The organism is Winogradskyella sp. (assembly GCF_025210595.1).
Taxonomy (GTDB): Bacteria; Bacteroidota; Bacteroidia; order Flavobacteriales; family Flavobacteriaceae; genus Winogradskyella.
This window is the reverse complement of the sequence record NZ_JAOARH010000093.1, coordinates 18222-34539: the sequence shown is the minus strand read 5'-3', so window position 1 is coordinate 34539 and position 16318 is coordinate 18222. Positions and strand designations below refer to the sequence as shown.

At 31.8% G+C, this 16318-nt stretch carries 17 protein-coding genes; 9 read left to right on the top strand and 8 right to left on the bottom strand.

The window, feature by feature from the left end:
- Positions 1-143 precede the first annotated feature (143 nt).
- The 5 genes from N4A42_RS09815 to N4A42_RS09795 all read left to right on the top strand — a co-directional run bounded on the left by N4A42_RS09815 (position 144) and on the right by N4A42_RS09795 (position 5022).
- The gene (locus N4A42_RS09815; protein ID WP_294073404.1) at positions 144-1163 is read left to right on the top strand and encodes a sugar phosphate nucleotidyltransferase; all 1020 of its coding nucleotides are present in this window, start codon (positions 144-146) and stop codon (positions 1161-1163) included.
- A gap of 65 nt (positions 1164-1228) precedes the next feature.
- Positions 1229-1531: an antibiotic biosynthesis monooxygenase gene (locus tag N4A42_RS09810; protein ID WP_294073402.1), complete on the top strand. Its 303-nt coding sequence runs from the start codon at positions 1229-1231 to the stop codon at positions 1529-1531.
- Between the two features lie 3 nt (positions 1532-1534).
- The gene (locus tag N4A42_RS09805) at positions 1535-2902 is read left to right on the top strand and encodes a tetratricopeptide repeat protein (protein WP_294073400.1); all 1368 of its coding nucleotides are present in this window, start codon (positions 1535-1537) and stop codon (positions 2900-2902) included.
- Between the two features lie 32 nt (positions 2903-2934).
- Positions 2935-3735, top strand: a complete 801-nt coding sequence (locus N4A42_RS09800) for a DUF4292 domain-containing protein (RefSeq protein WP_294073398.1) — start codon at positions 2935-2937, stop codon at positions 3733-3735.
- Positions 3736-3801: 66 nt separating this feature from the next.
- Positions 3802-5022, top strand: coding sequence for a peptidoglycan DD-metalloendopeptidase family protein (locus N4A42_RS09795; RefSeq protein ID WP_294073396.1), 1221 nt, complete (start codon positions 3802-3804; stop codon positions 5020-5022).
- On the opposite strand, the gene N4A42_RS09790 is transcribed toward N4A42_RS09795, so the two are convergent.
- From N4A42_RS09790 to N4A42_RS09780, 3 genes are all read right to left on the bottom strand, one after another.
- Complete coding sequence (locus N4A42_RS09790; protein ID WP_294073394.1) at positions 5019-5234, bottom strand: DUF6515 family protein; 216 nt, start codon at positions 5232-5234, stop codon at positions 5019-5021. The two genes, N4A42_RS09795 and N4A42_RS09790, sit on opposite strands and share 4 nt — an antisense overlap.
- Positions 5235-5368: 134 nt before the next feature.
- A complete protein-coding gene (locus N4A42_RS09785) occupies positions 5369-5878 on the bottom strand; it encodes an acyl-CoA thioesterase (protein WP_294073392.1) in 510 nt (169 codons plus the stop codon).
- Between the two features lie 125 nt (positions 5879-6003).
- The gene (locus N4A42_RS09780; RefSeq protein ID WP_294073390.1) at positions 6004-6942 is read right to left on the bottom strand and encodes an SPOR domain-containing protein; all 939 of its coding nucleotides are present in this window, start codon (positions 6940-6942) and stop codon (positions 6004-6006) included.
- Positions 6943-7141: 199 nt separating this feature from the next.
- On the opposite strand from N4A42_RS09780, the gene dprA reads away from it, so the two are divergent.
- Positions 7142-8245, top strand: coding sequence for a DNA-processing protein DprA (dprA, locus tag N4A42_RS09775; protein WP_294073388.1), 1104 nt, complete (start codon positions 7142-7144; stop codon positions 8243-8245).
- 77 nt (positions 8246-8322) lie between these two features.
- On the opposite strand, the gene trpS is transcribed toward dprA, so the two are convergent.
- Positions 8323-9291: a tryptophan--tRNA ligase gene (trpS, locus tag N4A42_RS09770; RefSeq protein ID WP_294073386.1), complete on the bottom strand. Its 969-nt coding sequence runs from the start codon at positions 9289-9291 to the stop codon at positions 8323-8325.
- 93 nt (positions 9292-9384) lie between these two features.
- On the opposite strand from trpS, the gene N4A42_RS09765 reads away from it, so the two are divergent.
- Complete coding sequence (locus N4A42_RS09765; RefSeq protein ID WP_294073384.1) at positions 9385-10125, top strand: 1-acyl-sn-glycerol-3-phosphate acyltransferase; 741 nt, start codon at positions 9385-9387, stop codon at positions 10123-10125.
- Between the two features lie 86 nt (positions 10126-10211).
- On the opposite strand, the gene N4A42_RS09760 is transcribed toward N4A42_RS09765, so the two are convergent.
- The 4 genes from N4A42_RS09760 to recA form a co-directional block, all read right to left on the bottom strand.
- The gene (locus N4A42_RS09760) at positions 10212-11774 is read right to left on the bottom strand and encodes a hypothetical protein (protein WP_294073382.1); all 1563 of its coding nucleotides are present in this window, start codon (positions 11772-11774) and stop codon (positions 10212-10214) included.
- 1 nt (position 11775) lies between these two features.
- Positions 11776-12321 (bottom strand): RNA polymerase sigma factor, encoded by a 546-nt coding sequence (locus tag N4A42_RS09755; protein ID WP_294073380.1) that lies wholly within the window; start codon positions 12319-12321, stop codon positions 11776-11778.
- 33 nt (positions 12322-12354) lie between these two features.
- Entirely contained in the window at positions 12355-12795 is a 441-nt protein-coding gene (locus N4A42_RS09750) for a hypothetical protein (RefSeq protein WP_294073378.1), read from the bottom strand.
- 98 nt (positions 12796-12893) lie between these two features.
- Entirely contained in the window at positions 12894-13898 is a 1005-nt protein-coding gene (gene recA / locus N4A42_RS09745; RefSeq protein WP_294073376.1) for a recombinase RecA, read from the bottom strand.
- Positions 13899-14223: 325 nt separating this feature from the next.
- On the opposite strand from recA, the gene N4A42_RS09740 reads away from it, so the two are divergent.
- Positions 14224-15297: a rhodanese-related sulfurtransferase gene (locus tag N4A42_RS09740; RefSeq protein WP_294073374.1), complete on the top strand. Its 1074-nt coding sequence runs from the start codon at positions 14224-14226 to the stop codon at positions 15295-15297.
- Positions 15298-16302, top strand: coding sequence for a radical SAM protein (locus N4A42_RS09735; protein ID WP_294073372.1), 1005 nt, complete (start codon positions 15298-15300; stop codon positions 16300-16302).
- Positions 16303-16318 lie beyond the last annotated feature (16 nt).

The window sequence follows — 16318 nt, the reverse complement described above, 5'->3', positions numbered from 1 at the left end:
ATTAATTACATAAAATTCTGGTATTTCTAGGTAATATGAATTAACAAGAGTATCAGTTAAAATAACTAATAAAATAAAGAGTTTCCTTTTATCAAAGGAATAAAGTATAACACAAAAAGATACCTGCTTTCGCAGGCAATGATATGAAAATAATAGTACCAATGGCAGGTCGAGGATCTCGCCTTAGACCACATAGTTTAACAGTGCCAAAACCATTAATTCCAGTAGCAGGTCAACCTATTGTACATCGTTTAGTAAAGGATATTGCAAAAGTTTTAAAGCAGCCTATAGAAGAGATTGCATTTGTACTAGGTGATCCAGCTTTTTTTGGGAATGATGTTGTAGAAAGCTTAACAGAGCTCGCTGAAGGTTTAAATGCCAAAGCATCAATTTACAGACAAGATCAACCTTTAGGTACAGGCCATGCTATTATGAGTGCTGAGCCATCACTTTCTGGGCCAGCAGTAATAGCGTATGCAGACACATTAATAAGAGCTGAGTTTGACTTAGATCCAGAAGCAGACAGTGTTATTTGGACAAAACGAGTTGCAAACCCAGAAGCTTATGGTGTTGTAAAGCTTAATGAGAATGAAGAAATAGTTGAACTCGTTGAAAAACCTGAAACATTTGTAAGCGACCAAGCCGTTATAGGCATTTATTATTTTAAAGATGTAGCAGTTTTAAAAGAGAAATTACAAGAAGTCCTTGATGAAAATGTAATGAATGGAGGTGAATATCAAATCAATGATGGTATTAAGCGAATGATGGCAGAAGGTAAAGTTTTTAAAACAGGTACTGTAGATGAATGGATGGATTGTGGCAATAAGAATGTAACCTTAGAGACCAATGCCAAGATGCTAAACTTTTTAAAAGCAGATAACGAAGAGCAATTGGTTCATGAATCAGTAGTATTAGAAAATTCTAATATCATAGAACCGTGTTTTATTGGTGAAGGAACAATTTTACGCAATACATCTGTAGGACCACATGTTTCTATTGGTAAAGGTTGTGTTATAGAAGATTCAAGCGTTAAAAATAGCTTAATTCAAAACCAAACAACTATTAAAAATGCTAATTTAGACGAAGCTATGATTGGTAATTATGTAAAGTATAATGGCAGCTTTACTAAGATTAGTATAGGAGATTATTCTGTTTTAGAATAACATTCCTTTGAAAAAAGGAATCTCATTGACTATAGTTTGGAATAACAATTGTGTCTAATAGATATATGTATATAGTGTTGTATACTTTTAATGTAAAGCCCAATAGAGAGAAAGACTTCTTAAAAGGATGGAAGGGCTTAACCGAGTTAATACAAAAACACGAAGGGAGCTTAGGCTCTAGGTTGCACATTAAGAAACCTTTAAATTATATAGCTTACGCACAGTGGCCAAGCAAAACTCATTTTAATGCTTCAGGAAATAATTTACCAAATGAAGCTAATACATATAGAGACTTAATGAGGTCATCTTGCGAAAATATTAAGGTTTTAGAGAAACTCGAAGTGGTAAAAGATTTACTTGTAAAGTAAAATATGATTAAAAGGAAAATTAAAATAGCATTTATTGTTTTACTAGGAATGATATTCATTTCTCAAACTTCTTTTGCTCAAGTCGATTTTAATAAGCGTCCAGATGATGACTTAGGAAATGTTGAAGACGAGTTTCAAGAACATTTCTTCGAAGCCTTAAAACAAAAAGGCATTGAGAATTATGAAAGAGCTGTTGAAGCGCTTCACAGATGCTTAAATTTAGATAGCAAAAAACCTGTTATTTACTTCGAGTTGGGTAAAAATTACAATAAGCTAAAAAATTTTGGAGCAGCTGAGAAACATCTTAAAAAGGCTATTAGTATGCAACCAGACAACGAATGGTTTTTAGATGAATTGTACGATGTGTATTATCAGCAAGATGATATTAATAATGCTATAAAGACTATAAAGCAATTGGTAAAGTATCATCCAGATTATAAAGAAGATTTAGCAGCATTATACGTAAGAGAAAAAAAGTATAAACAAGCCTTAGATCTTTTAGATGAGTTAGATGAAGAATTGGGAGTAAGTGAAGCTAGAGATGCAATGCGTAACGATATTTATAGCATTACAGGCAATGCAGATGATCGTATTGAAAATCTTGAGCAACGTGTTGCTAATAATCCAAATAACGAAGAAAACCACTTAAAACTCATTTACAGATATAGCCAAACAGGGAATAAAAAGAAAGCGTATAAAGCAGCTCAAAACCTTTTAAAGGTTAAACCAGAATCTAAGTTTGTGCATTTGGCTTTATATAAATTTTATTTAGAAGACGGAAAAGTTAATGACGCTATTAACTCTGTAAAAATAGCTTTAACAAGTCCAGAAATTAACGCAGATGCTAAAGCCAAAGTATTAAAGGATTTCGTTGCTTTTGTCTCTAAAAATCCTGAGTACGAAAGCAACCTAGTTGAGATTACTGCTATGGTAGATGATAATAAGAATGCACAAACGCATAGCGATTTAGGAAGGTATTATCTTAAGTCTGGAGATAAAACAAAAGCATTATTTCATTTTAAGGAGGCTTTAAAGCAAGATTCTAACGACTTTAAGCTTATTAAAGACGTCTTATTATTACAATTAGATATGGAAGACTATGCAGCAGTTGTAAAAAGCAGTAACAATGCTTTAGAGCTGTATCCTGCTCAGCCTATTTTGTATTTAGTAAATGGAGTTGCCAATAATAAACAAGGAGATTATAAAAAAGCTATTGATAATTTAGAAATGGGTTTAGATTTTTTAATAGATAACCCTAATATGGAAGCCGATTTTTATTCAGAGTTAAGTATTGCTTACAAAGCCATTAATAATATTAATAAATCTAATACGTTTGCTAAAAAGGCACAAGCTTTAAAAGCGCAACAATAATATTTCCACGAAAGTGGGAATCTCAATAGAGAATGAAAAAACAAAAAACAAATAACATATTTAAGATTGCAATTTTTGTTAGTCTTATGGTTTTAAATTTTAGCTGTAAGTCTACCAAAAGTGTTATTGCTTCTGGTAAAGCTAGCGATAAGCTTTCTGCTAAACAAGTGATTAAGCAGCATCAAAAGAGTGATGTAGATTTTAAAACTTTAAAGGCAAGAGTTAAGATTAATGTTACACAAAATCAAAAAGAGCAAGGAGCTAGTTTTAAAATTAGAATTGAGAAAGATAAGGTTATTTGGTTAAGTGAATCAATTTTAGGCGCTGTAAGAATGATGATTACACCAAATAAAGTTCGTTTTTATAACAAATTAGATAACGAATTTTTTGATGGAGATTACAAGCTGCTTAGTAATTTTGTTGGTGTGGAATTAGATTTTTATAAGGTTCAGAATATTTTGTTGGGTCAGGCAATTTTCAGCCTAAAAAATCAATCGCATATTCTTTCGGTTAATGAAAACTCTTATGCTTTACAGCCTAAAGAACAAAGTGCTCTTTTAGAGTTATTTTATTTAATTAATCCATCTCATTTTAAGATGGATAGCTTGCAAATGTACCAACAATTAAAACGACGTTTTCTTCAGGTAGATTATAAAGCTTATCAAGAAGTGGAAAAACAAGTTTTGCCAAAAAACATTAAAATTATAGCTGTAGAAGATTCAGATCAGGTAGAAATTTCTATGGAATTTAAATCTCTGTCCTTAAATGAAGAGGTTCGTTTTCCGTTTAAAATTCCTTCAGGATATAAAGAAATAGTTATAAAAACAAATTAGATGAATTGTTCCCTTGAGATTAAGTGATCAGTGTTATAAAAGAGGGATTTTAGAGGTGTTTACAAAATGAATAAGCGATTATATGTAATTTTCTTTTTTGGGTGTTTATTATCCTCAATTTCGCTATTTGCGCAAAGCGACAAGCAAAAAAAGCTCGAAGCTGAACTTCAACAAAAGCGTAGAGAGATAAAGCAGATAAATGCATTATTGTTTTCTAAAAAGAAAGAAGAAAAATCTGCTATTACACTTTTAGAAGATCTTAACTATAAAGTTAGTGTTAGAAAAAACCTCATTAGAATCACTAACGAACAAGCCAATTTACTTACTAGAGAGATTAACACAAATCAAAAGGAAATAACAAGTCTTAGAGCGCAGTTACAAGAGCTTAAAGACGATTATGCTGCTATGATTGTAAAATCATACAAAAGCAAGTCAGAGCAAAGTAAAGTTATGTTTTTGTTATCTTCAAGTAATTTTAAGCAAGCCTATAAAAGACTACAATACATAAGGCAATATGCTAATTATCAGAAAGAACAAGGAGAAGCTATAAAAACCAAAACTAAAGCGTTACAAGCTTTAAATCTTCAATTATCTAAGCAAAAAGCAGATAAAGAAAAATTAATTAAAGAAAACAGAATAGCAAAGCGCGAGCTAGAAAAAGAACTTGATGAGCGTGAAGTATTGATGGCCTCTATAAAAGCAGATATGAGCAAGTTTACGGCTCAGATTAAGAAGAAAAGACAGGAAGCTAATCGATTAGATAAAGAAATTAATAGATTAATTAGAGAAGCAATTGCAGCCTCAAATAAAAAAGCAGGAAAGAAAACCTCTACAGGTAAATTTGTGCTCACTCCTGAAGCCAAGAAATTAGCCGATAATTTTGCTGCCAATAAAGGCAAGCTAGGTTGGCCAGTTAGAACAGGTGTTATAAAAGGTAAGTTTGGAAAGCGACGTTCATTAACAGATGCCTCAGTAACACAAAACTATAAAAGTATTTATATAGCTACTGAACCAAACTCTGATGTAAGAGCCGTATTTAATGGAGTGGTTTCAGAAGTACATGTTATGAAACGTGGAAATCCGACTATACTTGTGCGTCACGGAAATTATTTTAGTGTTTACATGAACCTTTCTTCGGTAAAGGTTACTAAAGGTGATAAGATTACAACTGGTCAAGTAATAGGTAAAGTATTTACAAATAAGATAAAGGGAGAAACACTCTTAGGTTTCAGAATTTATAAAAACGATAAAGTGCTTAACCCAGAGTATTGGTTGGCTAAGTACTAAACCCTTACGACAATATAACCTCTTCTGGTTTTTCTGTAGTGCTTACCATTAAAGTAATAATAGCGTTTGCCTTTAATTCTAACCACTTTATATTGTCTAGGTAATTTTTTAACTATAACTACAGAGGTTGGTTGAGCAACCACAACACGTTTTGCACAAGAGCTGAAGCTTAAGGCAAAAACAAAAACTAAAGTGTAAACTACATATCTCATATCATTAATAAATTTGGTTTAATGATAAGACTTATGAAATGAGTAAAGGTTTAATTGTCATTCCTACGTAGGTAAGAATCGTATGATTTTGTTAATGTATTTATTAAAGAGATTCCTGCTTTCGCAGGAATATATTACTCAAAAAGAGCTTTTAACTCAGTAGCATCAACTGGTTTCATTTTTCCTGCTAGTACTAAGCTTAATTGCTTGCGGCGCAAAGCTGCATCGTAACGTTGTTTCTCTAGGTCAGACTCTGGAATAAGTTGAGGGATTTTTACAGGTCTCCCAGTTTCATCTACTGCAACAAAAGTGTAAATAGCTTCATTAGCTTTAACACATTCACCAGATTCTCTATCTTCAATCCAAACATCTAAATATATTTCCATAGAAGATGTAAAAGCACGAGAAACTTTTGCTTCAATAGTTACAACACTACCTAAAGGTATAGATCTGTTAAAAGCTACGTGGTTAACCGAAGCAGTAACTACAATACGACGAGAATGGCGTCTTGCAGCTATACTAGCAGCTCTATCCATACGTGCTAATAATTCACCACCAAAAAGATTATTTAAAGGATTAGTTTCACTAGGTAAAACAATATCTGTAACTACAGTTTTAGACTGTAAAGCGGTTTTAGGTTGCATAAACTTTTTAAATTTTTGCAAAGATAAGCTGATTTTAGATTGTAGGTCTAAGATTTAAGATATTAATAACGTCTAAAGAGTTCAATAATTATTCGTGGAAACTAGTGGAATTCGCGCCTTAATGATTAATCTAACTTTTTAATTAAAAGCCAAGCGTCTTTATTATGCTCGTTACGGATTTTGTAAAGCGCTTTATGAGCTTCTAGCCTGGTTTCAAAACTTTCGTAGATAACCTCATATAATCCATAACGGTTTTTACCAATAGTTTTAGCTTTATAACCTAGACTTTTAAGTTGCTCAACTTTTTTGTCAGAATTGGCTTCAACTCTAAATGCACCAGCAACAATATGATAATTTCCTGTTTGCTTCTCTAACGAAAGTGTTGCGGCAGGTAATGGGTTACTAATAATAAAAGTAGCTTCTTGTACTTTAGCGTCTAATTGTGCATTAGCTTCTTCTTGTGCTAACTGATTATGATTTTCAATGGTGTTGCTGTAATATTTAGCAGCTCCAAAACCACCTAATCCTAATACAACAACAGCTGCAGCTGCATATTTTAACCAATTACGATTAGATCTTTTTTCTGGTGTAAGTACGATTGGAGCAACTTCTTCAATAGTTTCTACCTCTTCTTTGTAAACTTCGCGCTTAATGTCTGACGATGTAAAATGCGATAAACCAAAAGCATCAGTAAGGTAATTAATATGATTAGAAGGGTTAAATACTATTTTGCCTTCAGTATTTAAAACAAGTTCTCCAATGTTTTCAAACGGAATGGTTTCCCCTTCAATGAGGTGAGATTTTATGGTCTTTACCTGCTTAGATATTTTATCGTTAGCAGAAGCGTAAGGTATTTTTTCTACTTCAGCAATGTAGTTAGCCAACAAACCATCATTGTTTTGTAATTGCTCGTTAAAAGACAATACTTTTTTAGGAGGATAAAATGTACTAGTAGATTCGTGCATTTTAGCCGAAACGCGATTGCTTAAAAATGCACCAAATTCTGGTACAGTTACACAATCGTATCTATATAAAAGGTCACTGATGTAAGTCTCTAATTGCATATATCTATAGCCATTATAATAGAACTTAGAATGTAATTAAACCAAGTCCATAAATTTAGCGTAATACCTAGTTTTGCTTAAACTCGAATATCGAGTAAAACAAAATTATAAATTTTTAAACGCGAAAAAAGTTTAGTGGAATATAGTTATTAACATCAGAAAATTTAGTTTCTTGTAGTTTTGAAAATCAATATTTTAAATGACAGATCAAGATTTAATTTATGCTTTAGCCTTGCAACATGTACCTAAGATTGGTTCTACAACAGCTAAAAAATTAATTAATCATTGTGGTTCTGCTGAAGCGGTTTTGAAAGAGAAAAAAACAAGCCTTCTTAAAATTGATGGTATAGGAATAATAACCATAGAAGGACTTTTTAATAGTATTCATCTTGAAGAAGCAGAGCATGAGCTGAAGTTTATTAAAGACAATAATATTGACGTTCATTATTTTACCGAAGATACCTATCCTGAAAAATTAAAACACTGTATTGATGGTCCAATTGTATTATTTCAATCTGGAAATATCAATATAAACCGTCAACCAATTATTAGTGTTGTTGGAGCTCGAAAAATCACTACAAATGGTATAGCCTTTTGTGAAAAGTTGGTAGAATCGCTTTCACCATACAATCCCATTATTGTTTCTGGATTTGCTTATGGTACAGATATAACTGCTCAAAAAGCAGCAATTAAGCATAACTTACAAACTATTGGTTGTTTGGCGCATGGACTTAATCAAATCTATCCTAAGGTGCACAAAAAGTATGTGGCAGATGTAGAAAAACATGGTGGGTTTTACACCGATTTTTGGAGTACAGATGTGTTTGATAGAAACAATTTTTTAAAACGTAATAGAATTATTGCAGGCCTAAGTGAAGCAACTATTGTTATTGAATCGGCTGAAAAAGGAGGTAGCTTGGTTACGGCAGATATTGCAAATTCTTATAATAGAGAGGTTTTTGCAGTACCAGGACGCACAACAGATAGCCAAAGTGTTGGCTGTAATAATCTTATTAAATTTCAAAAAGCACACTTGTTATCCAATCCTATGGATGTCCCTTACTTATTAAACTGGCAGTTAAAACAAGAGCAGAAACCAGCCGTACAAAAACAACTTTTTGTAGGGTTAGAACCAGATGAAAAAATTATCTATAATTATCTTAAAGAAAAGGATAAAGAATTACTTGATGTTATAGCTTTAGAATGTAGCATTCCAACTTACAAACTTGCAGCCATTTTACTTAATATGGAGCTTAAAGGTGTGGTTAGACCTTTGCCTGGGAAGTTATTTGAGGTGATTTAAATCAAGACCTCACAGGTTTAATTTTGTAAGTTTTAGTCACCAAACCTGTGAGGTCTTTTTTCTGTAAATTATGCTTTTTAATAACCAACCTTAACTCTTACACGCTTTAACACATCATCAGCCACAAGTTTTGCCTTTGCAGCACCTTTAGCTAAAACAGCATCTAACTCATCAATGTTATTCATGTAATAATTGTAACGTTCTCTTGGCTCTGCAAAACGTTCTATAATAAGTTCATAAAGTGCTTGCTTGGCATGACCATAACCGTAATTACCGCCTTCGTAATTAGTTTTCATCTCTGATATTTGCTCTTCTGAAGCTAGTAAACTATAGATTGCAAAACAATTACAAGTTTTCCATTCTTTAGGTTCTTCTAATGGAGTGCTGTCGGTTTGTATAGACATTACTTTTTTACGAAGCTGTTTTTCTGGCAAAAAGATATTGATAAAGTTATCTCTACTTTTACTCATTTTTTCACCATCTGTACCAGGAATAAGCATAGTGTTTTCTTGTAAACGTTCTTCTGGTAAAACAAAAGCTTCACCCATTTTTGCATGAAAACGAGAAGCGACATCTCTTGTGAATTCTATATGTTGAACTTGGTCTTTTCCAACAGGAATAATCTCAGCATCATACAACAAAATATCTGCTGCCATAAGCATAGGATACATAAATAGCCCAGAATTAACATCGTCTAAACGATCTGCTTTATCCTTAAAACCATGTGCTAATTTTAAGCGTTGATAAGGAAAAAAACAGTCTAAATACCATGCAAGTTCTGTTACTTGTGGAATATCACTTTGTCTATAGAATACGGTTTTTTCGGTGTCTAGTCCAAAAGCCAACCAGGTAGCAGCTACAGAGTAGGTATTGTTTCTTAACTCTTCTGCATTTTTAATCTGAGTTAAGGTGTGTAGGTTAGCAATAAACAAATACGATTCATTGTCGCTCTTTGCGGATAGTTCTATTGCTGGTAAAATAGCACCTAATATATTACCTAAGTGTGGTGTTCCTGTACTTTGTATGCCTGTAAGTATTCTTGCCATATCAACTTCCTGCGAAAGCAGGAATCTTTTTAAAAATTAAACGATGCGCAAAGATAATTTTTTTACTAGAACTATTTACTTAGTTTTGGTGCCATGGCAATAATTAAATATCCTCTTTGGGTTTTATATCGTATATGGTTTTATATTTTGGTAGCGCTACCAATTATACTACTGTTTCCTTTTCTTTTTACGTCTATATTACGAGAAAAATGGTATCCTTATTTTTTTAAATTAGCGCGTTTTTGGGCTAAATTCATATTAATTGGTATGGGTTTTAATTATAAGATTGTTAAAGAAGAAATGCCAAACCCAAAGAAGAGTTATATGTTTATTGCTAATCATACATCTATGACAGATATTATGTTAATGCTTGTGTCTGTTAAAAATCCTTTTGTGTTTGTTGGTAAGAAAGAGTTAGCCAAACTCCCATTGTTTGGATTCTTTTACAAGCGTACTTGTATTTTGGTAGATAGAAGTAGTGCTAAGAGTAGGCAGGCTGTGTTTTTAAGAGCGCAAAGACGATTAAAACAAGGATTGAGTATATGTATTTTTCCTGAAGGCGGTGTCCCAAAAGAAGAAGTTATGTTAGACCAATTTAAAGATGGAGCTTTTAGGCTAGCTATAAACCATCAAATACCTGTAGTGCCAATTACTTTTTACGATAATAAAAAACGATTTTCGTACACATTCTTTAGTGGTAGTCCAGGACGAATGAAAGCAAAAATTCATCAATTTATGCAAACAAAGGATTTAAAAACCGAAGATACTAAAGCATTAAATAAAAAGGCTAGAGCAGTAATTTTAGATGAGTTAACCAAGAGTTTACAGAAATAGCAAAGTCAATAAAAAAGGAAAAGCCACCCTAACCACGAGCAGCTTTTTTGTCATCATTGCATTCATCATTGCTTTAACAACCTAACCTAAAACTTATAACTTAATCCTGTATATAAACCAATAAAGAATGGTCTATAATTACCAGATGTATTATTAAATGTATTTATTTGATACTTAAACTGAGGTTCAAGATTTATATTCCATTGTTTTGATAAGCTATAGTCTAATCCTAAACCAAAATTGGCACTAAAACTAGTAGTGTTTAAGTTACTTGCTTCACCAATTAAAGTTGAGGTTCCGTCTAAGTCAGCATAAATTTCATTCTGATTTAAGAAGAACGTACTAAAACCACCAATTACATTAACACCAAATTTCTTATCTAACACACGGTATTCTAACTCAAGAGGGACTTCAATAAAACTAAACCTCTGATCTATATTACCTACAATTTTCGTATTAAAAACCTCTGGAGTAGTGCTTGTGTTAAACATATTAGCGCTCATAAACGTAATATTTCCTAATCCTTCTTTTGGGTTAATGTTACGCATTGATGTTTCCGCATTTCTAGACGCAAATTCACCACCATTAAAAGCAAAAACATCTGAAGTACTTTGGCTAAGATTAACACGACTAATACCTGCTCTAACTTTTAATTTTTTAGAAATGGTGTAAGAGCCTGTAATACCATAGCTCATGTTTATGTCGCTACTCTTAGAGTTGTTATTAAATTGTTGATCTATTGATGAACCTTTACCTAGAGAACTGTAATAAACAGGCGCAATATTTGGCGCAATGCTCCACCTACTTTGTTTGTCTTCTTCTTCTTCTTTTTCATCAATATCTTCGTTGTTGTCTGCAATAGCATCTATAATAGATTCCTTGTTTTCATCTTCTTTAAGTATGGAAGTTTCTTTTTCTAATTCTTTATTGTTCTGAGTGCCTTTGTTATTTGAAGTCTCAGATTCGTTAGATGTAGTATTATCAGTAACAGTAGAGCTATTGTTTTTAATAGCTTCTTTGATAACAGATTTTATTTCAGAATCGTTAATTGTACTGTTTTTTAATATGTTGTTTTTAGAATTGTTAATGCTAGACGCTACTTTAGTACTATTGTCTTTATTTTCAATTTTAGTTAAGCTTTTGTGTTGTGTTGAAGATGCTTTTTTGTTTTTGTCAGTATTATTTACTAGTGAGTTTGATTTGGACGCATTAGGTGTTGTTAAGGCTTTATTCGAAGTGTTTTCCTTTAAGATTGATTTATCAGTTTCTTTAGAGATAGACTCATTGTCCTCATTAGAGGATTTAGCGACTTCAGTATTATTTGTTGTGTTGAGGTTGTTTTTTACATTCTGAGAATTAGAATTATTATCATTTTCTATGGAATTGTTGTTGGTTTTTTCTGTGTCAACAATTACAGGAGATTTTGAGTTGTTATTATCAGAATTAAAAATAGAAACACCAACAGTTAAGAGCAAGGCTATTGCAGCGGCAACGCCACCAATTTGCCACCAAAGCGCAATAACTCTTCGTTTTTTCTTTTTCTTAGGAAGACTTTCACTTATACGATCCCAAACTGCATCGCTAGGTGCAGCTTCAAAATCTTTAAACTTTTCTTGAAAAAGTCTGTCTATGTTTTTCTTTTCGTTCATTTTATAATGATCGCGAATTTAAATTCGCTTTGTAAGCTTCTATTTTATTTCTTAAAATCATTCTTGCTCTTGCAAGATTAGATTTTGAGGTTCCGGTAGAAATGTTAATTAACTCACTTATTTCTACATGAGAATAACCATCTAATACATATAAATTAAACACCAATCGGTATCTGTCTGGTAATTCTTGAATGATTTTTAGTAAATACTCTACACTCAAGTCTTTGTCATTTATATCTACAGTAACGTCTTCAATTTTGTTTTCATTTACAATATCAAAAACACCGATATTTTCTCTGTAGCGTTGTAATGATGTATTAATTACGATTCGCTTTAACCAACCTTCAAAAGAACCTTTACTTTTATACTGATTTATTTTACTAAATACAGTTAAAAATGCATCGTGCAGATTATCTTCTGCTTCTGCATAGTTTTTAGAATACTTAAGGCTAACCGAAAATAATTTACTCGCATACCGCTTATATAATAGGCTTTGCGCTTTAGCATCTTGTTTTATACAATTTTTTATGAGTTGCTCTAAACTCACATTTTAGTAGAGTTAATTAATAATCTTTCAGTTTTATTTTTTTGCCGTATTTCTGCCTTGGAAAACAGGCACTTCAACAATATGATATTGATCTATTCCTTGTTCATCTTCTCCTTGAAAAAACTTAAAAACATAAGTATCTGAACTTGTTACAGTAAAATCAAAATAAACAGTTACTTCTTCTGGTTCTCCAATACAATTTGCATTTTCATCTGTATATACTGTATTTACTACTGCAATTATCCTTTCATTACCATTAATTTCATAAGCAAAATCATTGAATTGATAACAGGTATTTGGTTTAATATAACTAATGTTAATAGCGTAAGTTTCTCCATAAATAAATTGCTCTGGCATATCTACGCTTACAATAGGCATGACCTCAAAATTGAAATTTTGTTGAGTGTCATTGTCTAATGAACACGAAGTGAAAATTAGAGTAAATAAAATAAATAAAGCGCTAAACTTTTTCATAAGAATGTATATTAATTCTGCTTATTAGATGCAGAAAATGTAAAAGAGTTGCGTTTAAAAATAAAAAAATCCTGATTTTAACAGGATTTTTTTATAATTTATTGATTATCATTGATTAAAGTCCGAACCTTTTCTTCTAGTTCATCCATTAAATCAGGATTATCTTTAATGAGAGACTTAACAGCATCTCGTCCTTGACCAAGTTTGGTATCTTCATAGCTAAACCAAGAGCCACTCTTTTTTACAATGTCAAACTCTACAGCTAGGTCTAAAACTTCACCAACTTTAGAAATACCTTCTCCATACATAATATCGAATTCAGCAGTTCTAAACGGAGGCGCCACTTTATTTTTTACAACCTTAACTCTAGTTTTGTTACCCATTACATTACTGTTGCTATCTTTAATTTGAGTAGATCTTCTAATATCTAAACGTACAGACGCATAAAATTTTAATGCATTTCCGCCTGTAGTGGTTTCTGGGTTACCAAACATTACTCCAATTTTTTCACGTAATTGGTTAATAAAAATCATGGTACAGTTGGTTTTGCTAATAGAAGCTGTTAACTTTCTTAATGCTTGAGACATTAATCGTGCATGCAATCCCATTTTAGAATCTCCCATTTCACCTTCAATTTCGCTTTTAGGTGTTAGTGCAGCAACAGAGTCTACAACAACAACGTCAATAGCACCAGAGCGAACAAGATTATCAGCAATTTCTAAAGCTTGTTCTCCATTGTCTGGTTGAGAAATAATTAGATTTTCTAAATCAACACCAAGCTTTTCTGCATAAAAACGGTCAAAAGCATGCTCTGCATCAATAAATGCTGCAATACCACCTGCTTTTTGAGCTTCGGCAATAGCGTGTAGTGTTAAAGTTGTTTTACCAGAAGATTCAGGACCATATATTTCTATTACTCTTCCTCTTGGGTAACCACCAACTCCCAAAGCAATATCTAAGCCTAAAGAGCCAGACGAAATAGCGTCAACATCTTCAATGGCCTGATCGCTCATTTTCATTACAGTTCCCTTTCCGTAAGCTTTATCTAACTTATCTAAAGTTAATTTTAATGCCTTTAATTTTGCTTCTTTTTCACTACTCATTTCTTTTGTTTTCTATGTTAAATTGATATCAAAAATACCACTTATTTTATTTTTTTCAATTTTTTGACGCAACCCTTTTACACTTTTTACATCTACTAAATGAAAAAGGAAAAAATTGCTATGAAATTTCGCAAAGTGTTTAGTATACACTTTGTTATTCTACAACGAATTAGTTTTAGGTTATTAGTCAAGGAAAAAAGCATCTTGGATTATTCAAGGTGCTTTTTTTTAATGTAAATTCAATAAAATCAATACCTTTGCGGCAATATATATCTAAGCTTTAGCGAAGATGAACTTTATTCTTTAACCTTAAAATTAGTATAGCATGCAACTGTACAATAACTTAAGTGCTAAAGAAAGAGCAGAACTTATTGAAAAAGCGGGAAAAGAACGCTTAACAATCTCTTTCTACAAGTACGCCAAAATTGGCAACACACAGATTTTTAGAAACCATATGTTTTTGGCATGGGATGAATTGGATGTCTTAGGCAGAATTTATATAGCTCACGAAGGTATTAATGGGCAATTATCGGTTCCGGCAGAGAATTTTGATGCGTTTAAAAATCACTTAGATACCATTACTTTTCTTGAAAACGTTAGGTTAAATGTTGCTATTGAGCACGATAATTATGCTTTCTTAAAACTAAAAGTAAAAGTGAGACATAAAATTGTTGCTGATGGTTTAAACGATGATACTTTTGATGTTACTAATAAAGGTATACATGTTAATGCCGAACAATTTAATGAGCTTATTGAAGATCCTAGTACGGTTTTGGTAGATATGCGTAATCATTACGAGAGTGAAATAGGGCATTTTAAAAATGCCATAACTCCAGATGTTGACACGTTTAGAGAATCTCTAGATTTAATTGAAGAAGATTTAAGAGAACATAAAGAGGATAAAAAGCTGGTGATGTATTGTACTGGTGGTATTCGTTGTGAAAAAGCGAGTGCGTACTATAAGCATAAAGGGTTTAAAAATGTATATCAGTTAGAAGGGGGAATCATAAATTATACTAGACAAATTGAAGCCGAAGGATTAGAGAACAAATTTATTGGTAAAAACTTTGTATTTGACCAAAGACGTTCAGAACGTATAAGCGAAGATATTATTGCTAATTGTCACCAATGTGGTAAACCTGCAGATATGCATACAAATTGTGTAAATGAAGCATGCCATCTTCTCTTTATTCAATGTGAAGAATGTAAAGAAAAGATGGATAATTGTTGTTCAACACATTGCCAAGAAATTATAAAATTACCATACGAAGAACAAAAGGCGTTAAGAAAAGGACAAGGTAATAGTAATGATATTTTTAAAAAGGGAAGAGCAAGACATTTACCTTATAAAAAGGACTTGCGTAATATTTTTGAAGCTCAAGATAATACAGCTCAATAAATGAATATTTACAAACTATTACAACTTAATAGAAAGATAAAAAGCCATAGAATAAAGTTTTTTGCGCTTTTTCTTTTTCATAAATTTAATAGACGTTATTTGGCTGTTAATCTAGATCCTGTAATGGCTTGTAATTTGCGTTGTAAAATGTGTTATTTTACTGATTCAGATTTTGTAAAAACGCTTAAAGGTCAATTAAAGCCAGAGGATGTAGAGTTAATAGCTAAAGTGATTTTTAAAAGAGCTTTAAAATTACAAATAGGCTGCGGTACTGAACCTACTTTGTATAAAAATTTAGATAAGATAGTAGCATTGGGAAAACACTATAAAGTTCCTTATATTTCTTTAACCACCAACGCAAACCTACTTACAGAAGAGCGTATTGAGACTTTACTTAAAGCAGGACTTAACGAATTTACTATTTCACTTCATGGTGTTACCAAAGAGAGCTATGAGCATTTTATGAAAAAAGCAAATTATGAAAAGTTCCAAAATGCATTTAAGGCATTTAGTAAGTTGAAAGCAACTTACGATTTTAAAGTAAGGATTAATTATACCTTTAATAAAGATAATTTTTACGAGCTTAAAGATATTTTTAAACACTTTGACGCTAAAGGTTTCGATATTCTTCAGGTTAGACCAATTCAAAGAATTGGAAATACAGAATATAATGATTTTGATATATCTACATTAGAAAAAGATTATCCTAATGTAATATCAGATATAAGAGCTAATTGTAATGCTAATAATATTATATTAATGGCACCTCAAGCATTGTCTAAATTAAAAGAGTATAATCAATCTAGCGTTATTTTTGACTATACATTTTGTTATATATCACCCAATAAATTTTGGAAAGAAGGCTTTAATTGGCGTGAAGAATCTTTTAATGATTATTCTAAAAAAATAGGCTGGGGTAAAATATTGATTTCTAATGTGTTTAAATCCAAATCCAATCTAAAAACACTATCAAATAAACTTAATTACGAAATAGAACTTAATTAAAAATAGGTTTCAAATA

Excerpts from the sequence above, each read along its gene's own strand:
- N4A42_RS09815 (WP_294073404.1), top strand. The coding sequence starts at position 144 with ATGAAAATAATAGTACCAATGGCAGGTCGAGGATCTCGCCTTAGACCA.
- N4A42_RS09810 (WP_294073402.1), top strand. The coding sequence starts at position 1,229 with ATGTATATAGTGTTGTATACTTTTAATGTAAAGCCCAATAGAGAGAAA.
- N4A42_RS09805 (WP_294073400.1), top strand. The coding sequence starts at position 1,535 with ATGATTAAAAGGAAAATTAAAATAGCATTTATTGTTTTACTAGGAATG.
- N4A42_RS09800 (WP_294073398.1), top strand. The coding sequence starts at position 2,935 with ATGAAAAAACAAAAAACAAATAACATATTTAAGATTGCAATTTTTGTT.
- N4A42_RS09795 (WP_294073396.1), top strand. The coding sequence starts at position 3,802 with ATGAATAAGCGATTATATGTAATTTTCTTTTTTGGGTGTTTATTATCC.
- N4A42_RS09790 (WP_294073394.1), bottom strand. The coding sequence starts at position 5,234 with ATGAGATATGTAGTTTACACTTTAGTTTTTGTTTTTGCCTTAAGCTTC.
- N4A42_RS09785 (WP_294073392.1), bottom strand. The coding sequence starts at position 5,878 with ATGCAACCTAAAACCGCTTTACAGTCTAAAACTGTAGTTACAGATATT.
- N4A42_RS09780 (WP_294073390.1), bottom strand. The coding sequence starts at position 6,942 with ATGCAATTAGAGACTTACATCAGTGACCTTTTATATAGATACGATTGT.
- dprA (WP_294073388.1), top strand. The coding sequence starts at position 7,142 with ATGACAGATCAAGATTTAATTTATGCTTTAGCCTTGCAACATGTACCT.
- trpS (WP_294073386.1), bottom strand. The coding sequence starts at position 9,291 with ATGGCAAGAATACTTACAGGCATACAAAGTACAGGAACACCACACTTA.
- N4A42_RS09765 (WP_294073384.1), top strand. The coding sequence starts at position 9,385 with ATGGCAATAATTAAATATCCTCTTTGGGTTTTATATCGTATATGGTTT.
- N4A42_RS09760 (WP_294073382.1), bottom strand. The coding sequence starts at position 11,774 with ATGAACGAAAAGAAAAACATAGACAGACTTTTTCAAGAAAAGTTTAAA.
- N4A42_RS09750 (WP_294073378.1), bottom strand. The coding sequence starts at position 12,795 with ATGAAAAAGTTTAGCGCTTTATTTATTTTATTTACTCTAATTTTCACT.
- recA (WP_294073376.1), bottom strand. The coding sequence starts at position 13,898 with ATGAGTAGTGAAAAAGAAGCAAAATTAAAGGCATTAAAATTAACTTTA.
- N4A42_RS09740 (WP_294073374.1), top strand. The coding sequence starts at position 14,224 with ATGCAACTGTACAATAACTTAAGTGCTAAAGAAAGAGCAGAACTTATT.
- N4A42_RS09735 (WP_294073372.1), top strand. The coding sequence starts at position 15,298 with ATGAATATTTACAAACTATTACAACTTAATAGAAAGATAAAAAGCCAT.